A 17,292-nucleotide genomic window follows, 5' to 3' on the forward strand; every position below is an offset into this window, starting at 1 on the left:
AGTCTACTTTTTATGAAGAGACGGGAGATAGCAAACGATGATTCCTTCTTACTTGGTTAATTTCGATTTGAATGATCTGCCTCAAATCGAAACTGATATTCTGATTATAGGCTCAGGTATTGCCGGACTTTATACAGCGATTGAGGCAAGCAGAGACCACCAGGTTCTCATGATTACCAAAAAATCACTCCTTGAGAGCAATACGAGATATGCGCAAGGGGGCATTGCAGCCGTGACGGCTGAGGACGATTCACCTGTGTATCATATGCAAGATACATTAACGGCAGGAGCGGGATTGTGTCGCAGCGAAGCGGTGGAGGTACTTGTCAGTGAAGGACCGGACCGAGTCCAGGAGCTCATCCAGCTGGGCACGGCTTTTGATATCGAGAACGGCGAGCTTGCTTTGACACAGGAGGGTGCTCACAGCCATCGCCGGATATTGCATGCCAATGGAGATGCAACAGGATATGAAATCGTAAGAGCGCTGGCCAAAGAAGCGGCAGAGCATCCGTCAATCAGCGTATGGGATGAGCATTTTGTAATCGATCTAATTACAGCAGATGGAGAGTGTATCGGCGCTCTTGTCCAGGCTCTGAATGGACAGCGTACTTTTGTGAAAGCAGATGCCGTTGTTCTCTGTTCCGGTGGAGCAGGGCAGTTGTATCGATATACAACCAACCCCGAGGTAGCTACTGCAGATGGAGTAGCCATGGCCTACCGGGCAGGAGCCGAGATTCGGGACATGGAGTTTATCCAGTTCCATCCGACTTCATTATGTTATCCAGAGGCGCCTAGATTCCTGATCTCGGAGGCAGTTCGAGGAGAAGGAGCTGTTCTACGGAATATACACGGGAATCGGTTCATGGAGCGATATCACCCTCAGCTGGAGCTTGCACCGAGAGATGTGGTTGCTCGTGCAATCGTAAGTGAAATGGAAGACACTCATGCGACACATGTCTATCTTGATATTACACATGAGACGCCAGAACTCATTAAGCGCCGTTTTCCAACGATATATGAGACCTGCATGAGCTATGGCCTTGATATGACAACAGACTGGATTCCGGTGGCACCAGCAGCCCATTATATGATGGGCGGTGTAAAGACGGATCTGCACGGAGAGAGCAGTATTCCTCGACTATTCGCATGCGGCGAAGTATCCTCGACTGGGGTTCATGGAGCTAATCGGCTGGCGAGCAACTCCTTGTCAGAGGCTATTGTATTTGGCAAACGCATTGTCGATAGAATCAGACAACTGCCTGACACGGAGCAGCATGCCTTCGGACTTCGTGTTCAGCGTGAGCTTATCACTGGTGCTTACGATTCCGTGCATGTACGAAGACTGGCTCTGCAGAAGGTCATGGTTAGACAAGTAGGACTGCGCCGAACCGAATCGGGATTGCTAAAGGGTAAGATTCTGCTTGAGCAGGAATGTTCTATTTTTAATACAAAGCTTGATAAGCAAGAAGAATACGAATTCGCAAATTTGCTGACCTGTGCACTGCTGGTTACAGAGGGCGCCCTATACCGAAAAGAAAGCAGGGGAGCCCATTACCGCGAGGATCATCCTGTGAGAAATGATCATCATTGGCAAAAGCATACGGTTCAGCAGCGGGATCGGGAGATTGTGGAGGAAGTAAGTCATGCTTAATGGATATAATGAAGTATTGAAGGAATCAATTAAAGGCTGGCTGCAGGAGGATGTGGGAGCGGGTGACGTTACTTCCTTGACGACCATCCCGCCAGGACATAAGTCCAAAGCTGTAATTCACGCCAAGGATGAAGGTATCATTGCAGGAATGACAGTCGCTGAGCTCGTATTTCAGATCGTAGATCCAGAGCTCGCGTTTACCGCATATGTCCAGGATGGTGATGCGGTAACCAAGGGAACAATACTAGCAGAAGTGGAAGGAAGCACACACCGTCTTCTGACCGGAGAACGGCTTGCTCTGAATTTGCTGCAAAGAATGTCCGGAATTGCGACAAGAACACGCTCCTATGTGGATGCCCTGGAAGGCCTTAGCACAAGGCTGGTCGATACGCGGAAAACAACACCAGGTCATCGTTTGCTTGAGAAGTATGCTGTTCGCGTCGGAGGCGGTCATAATCACCGGTTTGGACTATATGATGCGGTCATGATCAAAGATAATCACATCAAAGGAGCAGGCGGGATTACAGAGGCTGTTCAGCGTGCCAGGGCAGCTATACCTCATACAATGACGGTCGAGGTCGAAGTCGAGTCGCTTGAACAGTTAGATGAAGCCTTGGAAGCAGGGGCTGACATCATAATGCTGGACAATATGGACCTCATTATGATGCGTGAAGCAACTCAGCGTATCCACAGCCGGTCACCTCATGTTAAAATAGAAGCTTCGGGCAATGTTTCGCTTGCTACCATTCGTGGTATTGCTGAGACGGGAGTGGATATTATTTCAGTCGGCAGACTAACCTACTCTTTCGAAAGCCTTGATATCAGTTTAGATTTAAATGAAAAGAAAGGAGGATAATCCTCTTTGATTCTTGTTGTAGATGTAGGAAACAGCAATATCGTACTCGGTATTTATAAGAAGAAGGAGCTCCTTCACCATTTTCGCATTAGTACTTCCAGGCAGTCTACGGTAGACGAGTATGGTGTTATGATCCATAACTTATTTCAGATGTCAGGTATATCTGCTTCCAAAATAGAAGGCGTGATTATCTCTTCTGTTGTTCCACCGCTCGTGAATGTGCTGGAGGAGATGTGCATCAAATATGTAGGTAAAAAACCGCTGCTGGTAGGACCGGGAATCAAAACGGGTCTGAATCTCCGTTATGAGAACCCGCGCGAGGTCGGTGCAGATCGTATCGTAAACGCGGTAGCGGCAATAGATCGTTATCAATGTCCGTTGGTTGTTGTCGATTTCGGTACAGCCACTACATTTGATTGTATTGATGCAGAGGGCAACTACTTGGGAGGAGCCATTGTTCCGGGAATTGGAATCTCCACAGAGGCACTCTATCAGCGTGCATCCAAGCTGCCTCGAATTGAACTGGAGAAGCCTAAAAAAGTAATCGGACGCAATACGGTTCACGCGATGCAGGCCGGAATCATATTCGGATATGCCGGACAAGTGGATGGAATCGTTGATCGAATCAAGGACGAGATGAAGGCTGTACCCAAAGTAATCGCAACCGGCGGATTGGCAGAGCTGATCGCAAGCGAAACCAGAACGATTGAAGAGGTAAATCCCATGCTCACTCTGGAAGGGCTTCGAATTATATATGAAAGAAACAAGGGATAATCATACCTGTTCTCTACAAAAGATAATGGAAGAAGGCGAGAGCTTAGCTGCCTTTATTCCATTATCTTTTTCGATTACAATAAGAAATAACGAAGCATGATTAAATCGACGTCACTGCATGATGATAAACATATAGAGGATTTATGCATAAATTCTCATTCAGTTAATTTAAGGAGGCAATTTATACAGCTATGGACAACAACAAGAAGGACTATCTAGTACGTGGAACGGCACTGGGAGGACGTGTACGCGCTTTTGCGGTCAGCACAACCCATCTGGTTGACGAGCTTCGCAGAAGACATGATACCTTTCCAGTCGTAACGGCAGCGTTGGGACGCACGGTAACCGCTGCGGCTATGATGGGTGCCATGCTCAAGGGAGAAGAAAAGCTAACCGTGCAGGTTAAAGGTGATGGCCCTGTCGGGCAAATCGTCGCCGATTCGAATGCGAAGGGAGAAGTTCGCGGCTACGTAAATGAACCCCATATTCACTTGCCAAGCAACAGCATGGGCAAACTTGATGTGGCAGGAGCGGTCGGCACTACAGGCTACATTCATGTGACCAAGGACCTTGGATTGAAGGAGCCTTACCGGGGCAGTATCCCGATTGTTTCCGGTGAGCTTGCTGAAGACTTTACGTATTATTTTGCAACTTCGGAGCAGACACCATCCGCAGTAGGTCTTGGTGTGCTTGTTAATACAGATAACTCGGTGATTGTTGCCGGCGGTTTTATTATCCAGCTGCTGCCGGGGTTAAACGATGATGAGATTACAGAAATTGAGAATTCACTTGGTTCGCTCCCTCCAGTCACGACTCTGCTCGAGCAAGGATTAGAAGTAGAGGATATGCTGCGCCGGATCTTACCGGATGTGGAAATTCGTGATCAGATGGACATTGAGTTCAAATGTCAGTGCTCTCGTGAGCGTGTCGAGCAAACACTGATTTCCTTGGGAGAGGAAGAACTGACGAACTTGATCGAGGAAGGCAAAGCAGAGGTTGTATGTCACTTTTGCAACGAAGCTTATCAATTTGATAAAGAGGATCTGGAAGCAATACTTGAGCAAGCCAAAAGCTAATCCGTTATGGGGTAGATGAGATGGGATGAGGAAACAGGAAAAAGGACTGTGGGTAACCGTTGTTGTCCTGACCGCTTCAGTCGTAATGATGGGTACTTTTATCCTTCAGGGAATGAACACGGCTTCTGACGAAGCAGATTCTCAGATGCAGGCTCAGGAGGAGACCGTAGCCCGGATTGCTGGACAGGATGTTTCAGAGGAAGAATGGGTTAACTTGCTCAAGGCAAGATACGGTAAGAACATGCTTACTGAGATGCTGAATCGTCGTGCGGTCTTGGAAGAAGCCAAAGAGAATGGGTTATCAATAACCGAGGCAGAGGTAGAAGCTGAACTGGAGGAGACGATGGAAGGTTACACTTCAGAAGAAGCATACTACAAGGAGATGCTCACCCAATTCGGTCTTAGCATAGAAGACTTGAAGGCGGAGGCTACCTATCACATCCTACTCGAAAAAATAGCCACTGCAGGTATCGAAGTCAGCGAAGCAGAAGTCGAGCAGTATTATGAAGAGCATCTGGACAGCTATACCCCAAGCAGACAGTTTGACCTCTCCATGATTCAGGTGAATGACGCGGGTACCGCAGAACAGGTCATGTCGCGGCTGGAGCAGGGGGAAAGCTTTGAAGCGCTGGCTCAGGAGCTGTCGACCGATGAATATAGCAAGGATGCGAAGGGCAGCCTTGGCCTGATCGATGAGGATGATCCTTTTCAGCCTGAGGCGATGATGGATGTTGCTAGGGAGCTGGATATCGGTGAGGCAGCCGGTCCTCTTCTCATAGATGATGCTTATATCATTATCCGGCTCAATGATATTAACGAAGAGAACGCCCCGACCCGTGAGCAGGCAATGGAGGAAATTCGACGAATGCTTGCACTTAATGAAGCGGGGCCGCTCTCTGAAGTGGAGAAGTCGCTTCGGAATAAATACGGTGCAGAGATTCTCGTAGAGCTGGATAAGGCATCATAGTCTGAGTTCAGTGAGGACGACAATCTTGTTATAAAATACTTTGACAACCGCCTAAAGACCCAAGTCAAAGTATTTTTTTTGAGCAATATTGACAAGTGCACCTAAGGTTGATAATATTAACTTTGAAATACCTACTGATTTACTCGGAATATAAATGATTTTTATCAATCTTGTATGAATTCTTTATAAATTCGGAAGCATGACGCGCTATTCATGGTTAACTCTGTTCTACAGGCGTGGTCAGCCGAATTATTTTAACAACCAAGAAGCAGCAGCATTCTTCATATTTCATCCATCTCAAGGAGGTCAATTATCATGGCTAAAGTTGTTAACAACGTTACTGAACTGATCGGAGACACACCCCTTGTGCGTCTGAATCGCGTCGTGCCTGAGGGAAGCGCAGAAATCTATGTTAAGCTCGAGTACCAGAACCCAGGTGCCAGTGTCAAAGACCGTATTGCAATCAGCATGGTAGAAGAAGCTGAGAAGCAAGGACGTATTAAACCAGGCGATGCTATTGTTGAAGCAACAAGTGGTAACACAGGTATTGGTCTCGCAATGGTAGCAGCAGCCAAAGGCTATCGTGTCATTATTGTTATGCCTGAAACGATGAGCTTGGAGCGCCGCAATCTGCTTCGTGCATATGGCGCAGAGCTTGTGCTGACACCAGGATCAGAAGGAATGAACGGTGCAGTTAAGAAAGCGGAAGAGATCGTTCAAGAGAATCCGAACTATTTCATGGCAGAACAGTTTAAGAACCAAGCGAACGTGAAGATTCACCGTGAAACTACTGGACCTGAGATTGTGGAAGCGATCGGATCCATCGGCGGAACGCTGGATGCATTCGTTGCAGGAATCGGTACTGGCGGAACGATTACAGGCGCTGGTGAAGTACTGAAGAAAGAGTACCCGGATATCAAGATCGTAGCCGTTGAGCCTGCAGCCTCCCCGATTCTTGCTGGAGGAACGCCAGGCCCTCACAAAATCCAAGGAATTGGTGCAAACTTTATTCCTGAGATTCTGAATCAGGACATTTATGATGAAATCGTTCATATTGAGAACGAAGATGCCTTTGAAACTGCACGTCAAGTAGCTAAAGAAGAGGGTATTCTTGCGGGTATTTCCTCTGGTGCAGCCATTCGTGCAGCTCTTCAAGTAGCTAAGCAGCTTGGAGCTGGCAAACGTGTCGTTGCCATCGTACCAAGTAATGGTGAGCGTTACTTGAGCACACCGCTGTATAACTTCGAAGGCTAATTGTAAGCTGAACCTTGACTTACGCAATTTTTCTCAGTTCTTAGGTCATGCTAAGAACTGAGCAGACTGTAGACAAACTGCTTAATTGAGTTTGCCTGCAGTCTTTTTTTATTTCCGTCTTCCTAACAGATGTTCTGAAATTCAAGATTGGTGCAGTGCGGCTCTTTTCAAAAAGCAGCGTGCTCTAGTATACTTACAAACAATAGATCAGTCGGCTGGGGGATAAAGATTTACATGAATAAAGTAATGACAACATATGATCACTGGCAGGCCTGGAGCAAGGAAGACTGGACTATTCTTCCTTATGTAATAAGCAAGCCTTTCCCTGGAGGAGATAGAGTTGGCTCATGGAAACCCGCTTGGGAACAAGCTTCTCCATACGCTTTTGTATTAGAGAGCGGTAAAGACGGCAGGTACACTTATCTGGGCCTTGATCCTGTATCTGTTATTACAGGCAAAGGGAATAGGGCAAAGATAGAGGATCTTACGGTTAATGCACAAGAAAAGCTGACTCATACTTTGGAAGGAGATCCTCTTCCCGTACTTGAGGAGTGGCTAAGTCCATATACTGCTCCTCGTGTAGAAGGGATTCCCCCTTTCTCTGGCGGCATTGTCGGCTACTTGAGCTATGATATTGCTCGCTCGCTTGAGAGGCTGCCTGTATTAGCGGAGGATAATCCGGAGCTTCCTGATTATATCTGGATGCGGTTTGATGAAGTATGGATGATTGATCATGAGAGCAAGACGCTCTTCAGTGCGGTTTATGTGCTTAGGCATGCCGAGCTTTCTCTTGAGGAGCAATTTCATCAAGCTGGACTTCGGGCAGAACGAATGATGGCGAGAGCCGAGCAGCTAATTGAAGCTGCAGGTGATTTGAAATACAAGCTTGAGCTGGAGCAGCGGTTAGATCGGATTGAGCTGGCGGCACAGCAGGGAGATGCTTCTGTTGACGTAACGACGGACTGGGAATCCTCCTTTGCCCGAGAAGCGTTCGAGCAAGCCGTCCGCAAAGTTCAAGATTATATCAGCCAGGGCGATGTATTTCAGGTGAATCTGTCTCTACGCCAGCAGAAGGAGCTTCACACCTCTCCGGAGGATGTATACGAGTGGCTTCGTGTGCTTAATCCATCTCCGTATATGGGGTATGTGCGTACTCCGGAATTCGAGCTGGTAAGCGGTTCTCCTGAGCTGCTGGTCAAGCTTGATCATGGACAAGTGGTAGCAAGGCCGATTGCAGGCACAAGACGAAGAGGAACTACGCCGGAAGAGGATGAGCGGATGGCTAGCGAGCTGCTGCATACAGAGAAGGAGCGGGCTGAGCATATCATGCTTGTTGATCTGGAAAGAAACGATATCGGCCGTGTTGCACAATACGGTACCGTCCGAGTGCCTGAATTAATGACGATTGAGTACTATTCCCATGTTATGCATCTTGTATCTCAAGTTGAAGGTACGATTGCAGACGGAAAAAATGCCTTTGATGTCATTGCTGCTGCATTTCCAGGAGGAACGATTACAGGTGCTCCCAAAGTTCGCACGATGGAGATCATAGAAGAGCTGGAGCCTGTTAGACGAGGGCCCTATACTGGCTCGATCGGCTGGATTGGCTACCATGGAGATATGGAGCTGAACATCGTTATAAGGACCTTGACGGTAATAGACGGAATAGGTTACATTCAGGCCGGGGCCGGAATCGTTATTGATTCTGATCCTTACCGGGAGTACCGGGAATCAAAAAACAAAGCACGCGCGGTAATGAAAGCTGTACAATATAGTGAAGAGGCTGCATCCCTTGATATTAGAAGTTCACACTTATAGAAACATTCACAATAATGTGATGTACCGTTTCTAACGTGAATCGCATTTGTTGCACAAATGCTTAGCTGAGAAGAGAATAGAGGAGGTTAATTAGATTATGATTCTAGTTATTGATAATTACGATTCTTTCACGTATAACCTCGTACAGTATTTAGGTGAGCTAGGTGAGGAAATTGAGGTCCGTCGCAATGACGAGATAGACCTTGAAGGAATAGAGGCGCTTGCGCCGGATCATATATTGATTTCACCCGGACCATGTACTCCGAATGAGGCGGGTATCAGTCTTGATGTGCTGACACATTTCAAAGGCAAGATTCCGATCTTTGGTGTATGTCTTGGGCATCAGGCGATCGGACAGGCTTTTGGTGGGAACGTGATTAGAGCAGAGAGATTAATGCATGGCAAAACGTCTCCAATCCTTCATGGTGGACAATCGGTCTTTGAAGGCCTGCCGGTGCCATTTACGGCGACGAGATATCACTCCCTGCTGGTGGAGCGTGAGAGCCTGCCAGACTGCCTGGAGATTACGGCAGAGACGGAAGAGGGCGAAATCATGGGTCTAAGACATAGAGAGTATCCCATTGAAGGTGTTCAGTTCCATCCTGAATCAATTGTTACTGATTATGGACACCAGATGCTGCGAAATTTTCTGCGGACAAAGAAGCAGGCTTAAAATGATTAAGATGAAATATACGATGATGAACGGTCAGTTGACCGAATTGAAACAAGCCGCGATCCCTGTGATGGATCACGGCTTCTTGTATGGCATCGGCTTGTTTGAGACCTTTCGCACGTATCACGGTAAGCCCTCTATCTTGGGACGGCATTTGGAACGGATGGCTGCAGGGTGTAATGAGCTGGGCATTCCTTTTACAGCTGACCCGGATGAGCTTGAACAATGGATTGCCAGACTTCTTGCTGCGAATGAATTGGAGGAAGCTTATATTCGTTATACCGTCTCTGCAGGAGAGGAGCTGCTGGGACTTCCTGCAGGTAATTATTCTGAGCCGAATCACATTGTATTCGCCAAACCATTGCCTGCCATGCCTGACGAATGGTATGAGAAGGGCAAGGCGCTTCAGCTTCTACGAACGAGACGGAATACCCCTGAGGGGCAGGTTCGATTTAAATCGCTGCATTACATGAATAATATTTTGGCGAAGCGGGAGCTTATGCAGTATGAGCAGGCCGTTCAGCTTCAAGCAGAGGGATTGATGCTGACACCAGAAGGGCATTTGGCGGAAGGTATGGTCAGCAATCTCTTTTTTGTGAAGGATGGGATGGTATTCACACCAGAGTTATCGACTGGTATCTTGCCGGGCATAACACGAGAAGTCGTACTGGAAGCCTGCAAAGAACGGAAGATCCCAGTTACTGAGGGGCGCTATACCTGGGAGGCGCTGGGAGGTGCTGACGAAATTTTTATGACAAGCTCCATTCAGGAATTGGTTCCGATTACTGCAATCTTGGATTTGCCGGCAGCTGGGTATCCAGCGCTGGAGATATCACAAGGACGAATAGGTCCGATGACGAGAGAGCTGTTACATCTATATCGAATAAAGGCAGGTAGGAGAGATGCTGCAACCTAGAATTTATAAACGTACTTATCAAAAGGGAGAAATGACGCTTTCTCTTGGAGAAAGAACACTCATTATGGGCATTGTTAATGTAACGCCGGATTCCTTCTCTGATGGCGGACAGTATTATGAGGTAGAGCGAGCTGTAACCCATGCGCTGGAGCTATATGAGCAAGGAGCTGACATGATAGATATCGGCGGTGAATCCACACGTCCGGGTCATACGGTGATCAGTGACGAAGAGGAGATTGCACGAGTTGTACCTGTAATCAAGGCGATCTCAGAGCGCGCGCCTCACATTCCTCTCTCCATTGATACATATAAGTCAGAGGTGGCACGAGCTGCATTAGAAGCAGGAGCGCATATCATCAATGATATTTGGGGCTGTAAGGCTGATCCGCACATGGCTGAGCTGGCACAGGAAAAGAACTGTCCAATCATTCTAATGCATAACCGGGACAACACGGATTACAGCGATTTTGTAAGTGATGCCCTTCAAGATGTGCAGGAGAGCATTGATCTGGCGCTAGGGGCAGGAGTAGATAAGTATAATATCATTTTGGATCCGGGGATCGGTTTTGCAAAATCATATGAACAAAATCTGCTCATGATGGCGGCCCTTGGCGATTTGGCGAACTTAGGGTATCCGGTCCTGCTGGCAACCTCTCGCAAAAGATTTATCCGCAATACACTGAACCTTCCTGTAGATGATCTGGTGGAGGGGACAGCAGCGACGGTTGCTTTCGGTATTGCCCAAGGCACGCAAATAGTGCGTGTACATGATGTAGCCAAGATCAAACGGACCGTGGATATGTGTGACGCAATGCTGTATCTCACGATGAAGGAGATGAAGTAATGGATAAAATGAAGCTGCACCGTATGGAGTATTTTGGATATCATGGTGTGTTTGAAGAAGAGCGCAAGCTGGGTCAGCGGTTTTATATTGATCTTGAGCTGGATCTCGATCTGCAGGAAGCAGGAAGTACGGATGATCTGAATCAAACGATTAATTATGCAGAGATCCATGCACAGGTTAAGGATATTGTCGAGAATCAATCGTTCCAATTAATTGAAGCTTTAGGCGAATATATTGCATCTTCGCTCCTTGCGACTTATACTAATGTCAATGCGCTTATTGTGAAGGTAACAAAGCCGCATCCTCCGTTTGACATTCATTTTGGAGGGGTAACCATAGAACTTCATCGCACTAGGAAAGTGGGATAACGATTCATGAATGTACACCAAACCTCTGATCCGTCAGAGGCTTATATTGCTTTAGGGGCTAATTTGGGCGATCGGGAAGCTACACTGCTGTCCGCCATTCAGCTGCTGCATCAGCAGGATAAAGTGAAGGTGCTCAGATGCTCTAATCTATATGAGACCGAACCGGTTGGATACGTGGACCAGCCTTCATTCATTAATATGGCGATTGCTGTGGAGACCTCGCTCCCGCCGAATGAACTGCTTGTCCTCATGCTGGACATTGAGCAGCGCCTCGGAAGGGTCCGGGATATCAGATGGGGACCGAGAACCGTGGATCTTGATTTGTTGTGGTACGAAGGCACAGAGATGAATACGGAGCAGCTCGTACTGCCACATCCGCGGATGGCGGAGCGTGCTTTTGTGCTTGTACCTTTGTCGGATGTAGTAAGCCTGCAGTCAGGCTTTATATATACTTTTGTACAAACAGCTCTTGAGAGACTGGATGAAAGGGATGGAATACAGCGGTGGAAAACATGCAACTGGCCAGACGCATCCGCGCTTTCCGAAAATTAAAAGGCTTTACTCAGCAGAATTTAGCAGATCAGTCAGGGATTTCTCTCGCGATGCTGGGGATGTTTGAACGGGGAACCCGGAAGCCGACGGATAAACAGCTGGCAGTCATTGCTGAAGCGCTGGAGATTACAATAGCAGAGCTGCATAGGTAGCCATATCCTTTCTTTTTACAAAATACGCAATTGATGTTTTAAAAACTATAAATATAACCATTCTAGAACAATAGGAAAAGAGGTGAATTAGTTCTATGCTGAAAATAGCAGATATCGAATTAAAGAACCAGGTTGTGCTTGCGCCGATGGCCGGAGTCAGCAACCCTGCTTTCCGTCTGATTGCGAAGGAATTCGGTGCAGGGCTGGTATGTGCGGAGATGGTTAGTGATAAAGGAATACTGAACGGAAACAAGCGGACAAGAGAGATGCTTTTTGTAGATGAACGGGAAAAGCCGCTTAGCTTGCAAATTTTTGGTGGTGACCGTGATTCGCTTGTGGGTGCGGCAAAGGTTGTAGATCAGGAGACGAATGCGGATATTATTGACATTAACATGGGCTGCCCTGCACCAAAAATAAACAAGAGTGATGCTGGTGCCAAATGGCTGCTTGATCCGAACAAAATTTATGAAATGGTATCTGCCGTAGTGGATGCTGTCGCTAAGCCGGTTACGGTGAAAATGCGGATCGGCTGGGATCATGATCATGTATATGCTGTGGAGAATGCACGCGCAGTGGAGAGTGCCGGAGGCAAAGCAATTGCCTTGCACGGCAGAACGAGAGAACAGCTGTATACCGGATATGCAGACTGGGACATTATAAAGGAAGTTAAGGAATCGGTATCCATTCCGATTATCGGTAACGGAGATATTTCCTCGCCTGAGGAAGCCAAACGCAGATTGGAGGAATCCGGTGTTGATGGCGTCATGATCGGCCGCGCCGCACTCGGGAATCCTTGGATGCTGTACCGGACGATTGAATATCTTGAGAAAGGAATTCTCCTGCCAGATCCTGATCCAGAGGAGAAGATCCGTATTGCCATTCTGCATATGGACCGTCTCATTGCACTCAAAGGCGAGAATGTCGCTGTCCGCGAAATGCGCAAGCATCTGTCTTGGTACCTGAAGGGGCTGAAAGGTTCTTCTCGTATTAAAGATGCGATCATGGAAGAGACAAAGCGTGATGAAATGGTTTCCATTCTAACGAACTTCCTGGAAGAGCAGCCTCAAAATGATGAGACCGAGAAGAGCATTGAGGCAGAAGCAGTGCATGCAGACTGTGCGTGTTAATAAATTGGTAATTTTATATTGATTCCAACATTCTCTAGGGGGCGACATTGACTTTTGAATATCGTTCACCTATAATTTTTTGGTATAAATTCGGCAATAAGCTTTTAACTGAAACTTTACATCAAGAGAACAAGGTGTTCTGTTTTCTGAAGATTTGCATATTGTTTTTACAGGTAATTGAAATGGTCTTACATTATTCCCATGACAGGAGAATCGGTTGAGATGAGCGATAAAGAAGTCATTCTTACACAGGAAGGGCTCAAGAAGCTGGAAGAAGAACTTGAGAACCTCAAATCCGTTAAGCGCCGCGAAGTTGCTGAGCGGATCAAAGTAGCAATCGGATACGGCGATATTAGCGAGAACTCCGAGTACGAAGATGCCAAGAATGAACAAGCCTTCATCGAGGGTCGTGTTATTACTTTGGAGAAAATGCTTCGTAATGCACGTATTATCAACAGTGACGAAATCGACACAGATACTGTAGGTATTGGAGCGACAGTTTCGGTTGAAGATCTCGAGTTCGGCGATGTTGTTGAATATACGATTGTCGGAACAGCGGAATCCAATCCGCTGCAGAATAAAATCTCGAATGAAAGTCCGGTTGGCAAGGCGATCCTTGGCAAGAAAAAAGGAACCGTTGTTGATGTTAACGTTCCAGCAGGCGTCATCCAGTATAAAATCGTGGATATTAAGAAGTAATACCATGTTTTCGGGATAAGGATTAAAAGCTTCCCTTGGGGAAGCTTTTTTTCAGTATCAGCGTGCGTTTCCTATAAACGCATACATATCATTTAAGGGAGTTGAGCAAGGCAATGACGGATGAAACAATGAACCCGGAAGTAGAATTGAGCGAGCTTCTTCAGATCAGACGTGCTAAATTGGACGAGCTTCGTGGACTGGGTATCGATCCATTTGGCAAGAAATATGTCCGCAACAGTGAAGCGGGAGCGATTCTTAGCCAATATAATGATCTTACAAAAGAAGAGCTGGATGAGAAGAATGCAGAAGTAACGGTGGCAGGCCGGATTATGGCAAAACGGACGATGGGTAAAGCGAGCTTCGCACATATCCAGGATCTGAGCGGCCGTATTCAAATCTATGTTCGCAAAGACACCGTTTCGGAGACACAGTGGGATGCATTCACAATCCTTGATCTTGGCGATATTATCGGTGTCAAAGGCATTGTCTTCAAGACAAAAACAGGCGAAACCTCTATTAAAGTTACAGAGCTTGATGTTCTCTCGAAGTCACTATATCCGCTTCCAGACAAATATCAAGGTCTCAAAGATGTAGAGCTGCGCTATCGTCAGCGTTATGTAGACCTCATTATGAATCAGGATGTACAGCAAACGTTCATTACACGTTCGAGAATCATTCAATCCATGCGTCGTTACTTGGATTCCCATGGATACTTGGAAGTGGAAACACCGACCCTTCATGCGATTGCAGGCGGAGCGGCAGCGCGTCCGTTCATCACGCATCATAATGCACTGGATATGGAGCTGTACATGCGTATCGCGATTGAGCTTCATTTGAAACGACTCATCGTGGGCGGTATGGAAAAAGTATACGAGATCGGCCGTGTTTATCGGAACGAAGGTGTATCCACTCGTCACAACCCGGAATTTACAATGATTGAGCTGTATGAAGCTTATGCTGATTATCAGGATATCATGGAGCTTACAGAGAACATGATTGCACATATTGCCCAAGAAGTACTGGGTACGCAAACCATCAACTATCAAGGACATGAAGTAGACCTTACTCCAAAATGGCGCCGTGTATCCATGGTTGATGCGGTGAAGGAAGTGAAGGGAGTAGACTTCAGTGTGCAAATGACGAATGAAGAAGCGCATCAGCTGGCCAAAGAACATAAGGTTCCGGTTGAGCCTCATATGACATTTGGCCATATCCTTAACGCATTCTTTGAAGAGTTTGTAGAAGAGACATTGATTCAGCCGACATTGGTATACGGACATCCCGTAGAAATCTCGCCGCTTGCGAAGAAGAACGAAGAAGATCCGCGCTTTACAGACCGCTTCGAGTTGTTTATCGTAGCGCGTGAGCATGCGAATGCCTTCAGTGAGCTGAATGATCCAATTGATCAGCGTCAGCGTTTTGAAGCACAGCTTCTAGAAAAAGAACAGGGCAATGATGAAGCCCATGAGATGGATGATGACTTCATCCGCGCACTTGAGTATGGTATGCCGCCTACAGGAGGACTTGGTATCGGTATTGACCGCCTTGTTATGCTGCTGGCTAATGCGCCTTCTATACGGGACGTATTGCTCTTCCCGCATATGCGACCGCGCGCATTGGATTAAGTTACTGCAATTGTAGTTGCTGCGATTGCAGTAACTGGGTGGACAAGCTTACTCTTATTTAATTGAAGTACAACAGTTGGAGGAACAACCGAGCGAGTACAGCTTCAGTTGTTCCTCTTTTAATAAGTCACGAGAAGCGTGCTGCGACAAGAAAGGCGAGATCCGTTTTGAAGAAGATAGGGATAACTAAAAAATATGCTTCCCCACCATTTATACTCGTTGCCGGGATTCTTGCTATTATTGGCGTGGGTACGGTTCTGTTAATGCTGCCTATTGCCAATGAGAACGGACAAGCCCTCAATTTTGTAGATGCGCTGTTTACAGCGACGTCAGCTGCCTGTGTGACGGGTCTTATTGTTGTAGATGTGGGGACCACGTTCACCTTATTCGGCGAGATCGTCATTATGGTGCTGATGCAGCTGGGTGGTTTGGGCTTTATGACCATTGCTACACTGATCGCCTTACTCTTTGGCCGCAGATTGTCTTTAAAAGATCGATTGCTTCTGAAAGAAGCGATTAATGCGGATACGATGGAAGGAGTCGTGCGTATTATACGCAAAGTGCTTATCTTCTCCTTCTCCATTGAGGGTGTTGCAGCAATCATTTTTACTATTCGCTGGGCAGTAGAGATGCCGTTTGGCCAGGCTTTTTATTATGGCGTATTCCACTCGGTATCCCTGTTTAACAATGGTGGGTTTGATTTGTTCGGAAACAGCTTTATGAATTACACAGGGGATTGGCTCTTTAATGTGGTTGCCTCTGTACTCGTCATTTCCGGTGGCTTGGGCTTTATTGTGCTCAATGACTTGTTCGAGTTTCCGAAGAAACGTTCGTTGTCCTTACATTCAAAAATGGTGTTGTCTGTTTCGGGATTTCTTATTGCCATAGGCACACTTGTCCTATTTATATTCGAATTTACCAATACCAAGACGCTGGGATCACTGGATTTGGCTCATAAATTGTATGCATCGTTCTTTCAGTCCGTCTCTACCCGTTCTTCGGGGACAAGTACAATAGATATTACAGAACTCCGTTCAGCTACACAGTTTTTCTTCATTTTGCTTATGTTTATAGGTGCTTCTCCAGGCTCGACCGGAGGCGGTATCAAGACCACAACCTTTTTCATTATGATAGGTGCCATTATAGCCATGGTTCGTGGTCAAAAAGATATCGTGTTTTTCAGACACCGCGTACCTCAGGACTTGGTGATGAGAGCAATGACGATCATTATTATCACATTGGGTATATATATGGGAGTCGTTATGCTATTGCTTACGACAGAGGATGCGCCATTCCTTGCCGTTATGTTTGAAGCCGCATCGGCGGTTGGTACGGTGGGGCTGTCTGTTGGCCTCACGCCAGAGCTGACCGTATGGGGAAAACTAATCATTACTGTTACAATGTTTATAGGACGGATCGGTCCACTTACAATCGCATATGCAGTACGTCCTAAGAAGACAAAGAACCTGTATCGTCATCCAGAAGGGCGTATTATTATTGGATAGGGATCATAGTCGTTGCTCGAATATAGCAACGACTTTTATTTTTAGTGTTTATGAGGTTACTGATGATCATTAATAACATAGAAATGAAATATTTTTAAAAAAGTGTTGCATTATAATTATATACATGGTATATTCTAATTCCGGCCAAGAAATAAGCCGTTCAAACAAGAACACAGCAAGTAAGCTTCGATCAGAAGTTGAATAAAAACTTTTAAAAAAAGCTTGCATTTCGAAACCGGACATGATATGATATAAAAGTTGCTGACGACGAGAGTTGAAAAGCAACGAAGTTGATCTTTGAAAACTGAACAACGAGTGAGAAGCATTTTCTTCGAAAATGCTTAGCGAGATCATTCGGCACGTGTCGCAAGACCGTATGAATGATGGAGCAAAATAAAGAGAACATAATGTTCTCGTCAGTTTTTCTAAATGAGC

The 17,292-nt window shown here is 46.4% G+C and carries 17 protein-coding genes; all 17 read left to right on the plus strand.

Annotated features, from left to right (window positions below; translation table 11 throughout):
- Positions 1–37 precede the first annotated feature (37 nt).
- The 17 genes from nadB to BM415_RS22690 all read left to right on the plus strand — a co-directional run bounded on the left by nadB (position 38) and on the right by BM415_RS22690 (position 16,857).
- Entirely contained in the window at positions 38–1,651 is a 1,614-nt protein-coding gene (gene nadB, locus BM415_RS22610) for an L-aspartate oxidase (RefSeq protein WP_091161516.1), read from the plus strand.
- Positions 1,644–2,507, plus strand: coding sequence for a carboxylating nicotinate-nucleotide diphosphorylase (nadC, locus tag BM415_RS22615; protein WP_091161518.1), 864 nt, complete (start codon positions 1,644–1,646; stop codon positions 2,505–2,507). Before nadB ends, nadC begins: the two co-directional genes overlap by 8 nt.
- A gap of 6 nt (positions 2,508–2,513) precedes the next feature.
- Entirely contained in the window at positions 2,514–3,281 is a 768-nt protein-coding gene (locus BM415_RS22620) for a type III pantothenate kinase (RefSeq protein WP_091161519.1), read from the plus strand.
- Between the two features lie 191 nt (positions 3,282–3,472).
- Positions 3,473–4,357, plus strand: a complete 885-nt coding sequence (gene hslO / locus BM415_RS22625) for an Hsp33 family molecular chaperone HslO (protein WP_091161521.1) — start codon at positions 3,473–3,475, stop codon at positions 4,355–4,357.
- A 25-nt stretch (positions 4,358–4,382) separates the two neighbouring features.
- Entirely contained in the window at positions 4,383–5,324 is a 942-nt protein-coding gene (locus BM415_RS22630) for a peptidyl-prolyl cis-trans isomerase (RefSeq protein WP_091161523.1), read from the plus strand.
- Between the two features lie 315 nt (positions 5,325–5,639).
- Complete coding sequence (cysK, locus tag BM415_RS22635) at positions 5,640–6,578, plus strand: cysteine synthase A (protein ID WP_091161525.1); 939 nt, start codon at positions 5,640–5,642, stop codon at positions 6,576–6,578.
- A gap of 234 nt (positions 6,579–6,812) precedes the next feature.
- Entirely contained in the window at positions 6,813–8,396 is a 1,584-nt protein-coding gene (locus BM415_RS22640) for an anthranilate synthase component I family protein (protein ID WP_091161526.1), read from the plus strand.
- Positions 8,397–8,493: 97 nt separating this feature from the next.
- Entirely contained in the window at positions 8,494–9,069 is a 576-nt protein-coding gene (gene pabA, locus BM415_RS22645; protein WP_091161528.1) for an aminodeoxychorismate/anthranilate synthase component II, read from the plus strand.
- A 10-nt stretch (positions 9,070–9,079) separates the two neighbouring features.
- Positions 9,080–9,985 (plus strand): aminotransferase class IV, encoded by a 906-nt coding sequence (locus BM415_RS22650; RefSeq protein WP_091161552.1) that lies wholly within the window; start codon positions 9,080–9,082, stop codon positions 9,983–9,985.
- Positions 9,972–10,829, plus strand: a complete 858-nt coding sequence (folP, locus tag BM415_RS22655) for a dihydropteroate synthase (RefSeq protein WP_091161530.1) — start codon at positions 9,972–9,974, stop codon at positions 10,827–10,829. Before BM415_RS22650 ends, folP begins: the two co-directional genes overlap by 14 nt.
- A complete protein-coding gene (gene folB / locus BM415_RS22660; protein ID WP_091161532.1) occupies positions 10,829–11,197 on the plus strand; it encodes a dihydroneopterin aldolase in 369 nt (122 codons plus the stop codon). The genes folP and folB overlap by 1 nt, the downstream gene beginning before the upstream one ends.
- A gap of 6 nt (positions 11,198–11,203) precedes the next feature.
- Positions 11,204–11,749 carry a 2-amino-4-hydroxy-6-hydroxymethyldihydropteridine diphosphokinase gene (gene folK, locus BM415_RS22665; RefSeq protein WP_091161533.1) on the plus strand — a complete coding sequence of 182 codons (546 nt, stop codon included), beginning with the start codon at positions 11,204–11,206 and terminating at the stop codon, positions 11,747–11,749.
- Positions 11,701–11,901, plus strand: a complete 201-nt coding sequence (locus BM415_RS22670; RefSeq protein WP_091161535.1) for a helix-turn-helix domain-containing protein — start codon at positions 11,701–11,703, stop codon at positions 11,899–11,901. The genes folK and BM415_RS22670 overlap by 49 nt, the downstream gene beginning before the upstream one ends.
- Before the next feature lie 95 nt (positions 11,902–11,996).
- On the plus strand, positions 11,997–13,028 hold the full coding sequence (dusB, locus tag BM415_RS22675) for a tRNA dihydrouridine synthase DusB (RefSeq protein WP_091161536.1): 1,032 nt from the start codon (positions 11,997–11,999) through the stop codon (positions 13,026–13,028).
- 222 nt (positions 13,029–13,250) lie between these two features.
- Positions 13,251–13,727, plus strand: coding sequence for a transcription elongation factor GreA (gene greA, locus BM415_RS22680; RefSeq protein ID WP_091161538.1), 477 nt, complete (start codon positions 13,251–13,253; stop codon positions 13,725–13,727).
- A gap of 113 nt (positions 13,728–13,840) precedes the next feature.
- Entirely contained in the window at positions 13,841–15,352 is a 1,512-nt protein-coding gene (gene lysS / locus BM415_RS22685; protein WP_091161539.1) for a lysine--tRNA ligase, read from the plus strand.
- 167 nt (positions 15,353–15,519) lie between these two features.
- The gene (locus tag BM415_RS22690; RefSeq protein WP_244533690.1) at positions 15,520–16,857 is read left to right on the plus strand and encodes a TrkH family potassium uptake protein; all 1,338 of its coding nucleotides are present in this window, start codon (positions 15,520–15,522) and stop codon (positions 16,855–16,857) included.
- Positions 16,858–17,292: the final 435 nt, after the last annotated feature.

Origin of the sequence: Paenibacillus sp. 453mf (assembly GCF_900116105.1) — a bacterium.
GTDB classification, from domain to species: Bacteria; Bacillota; Bacilli; order Paenibacillales; family Paenibacillaceae; genus Paenibacillus; species Paenibacillus provencensis.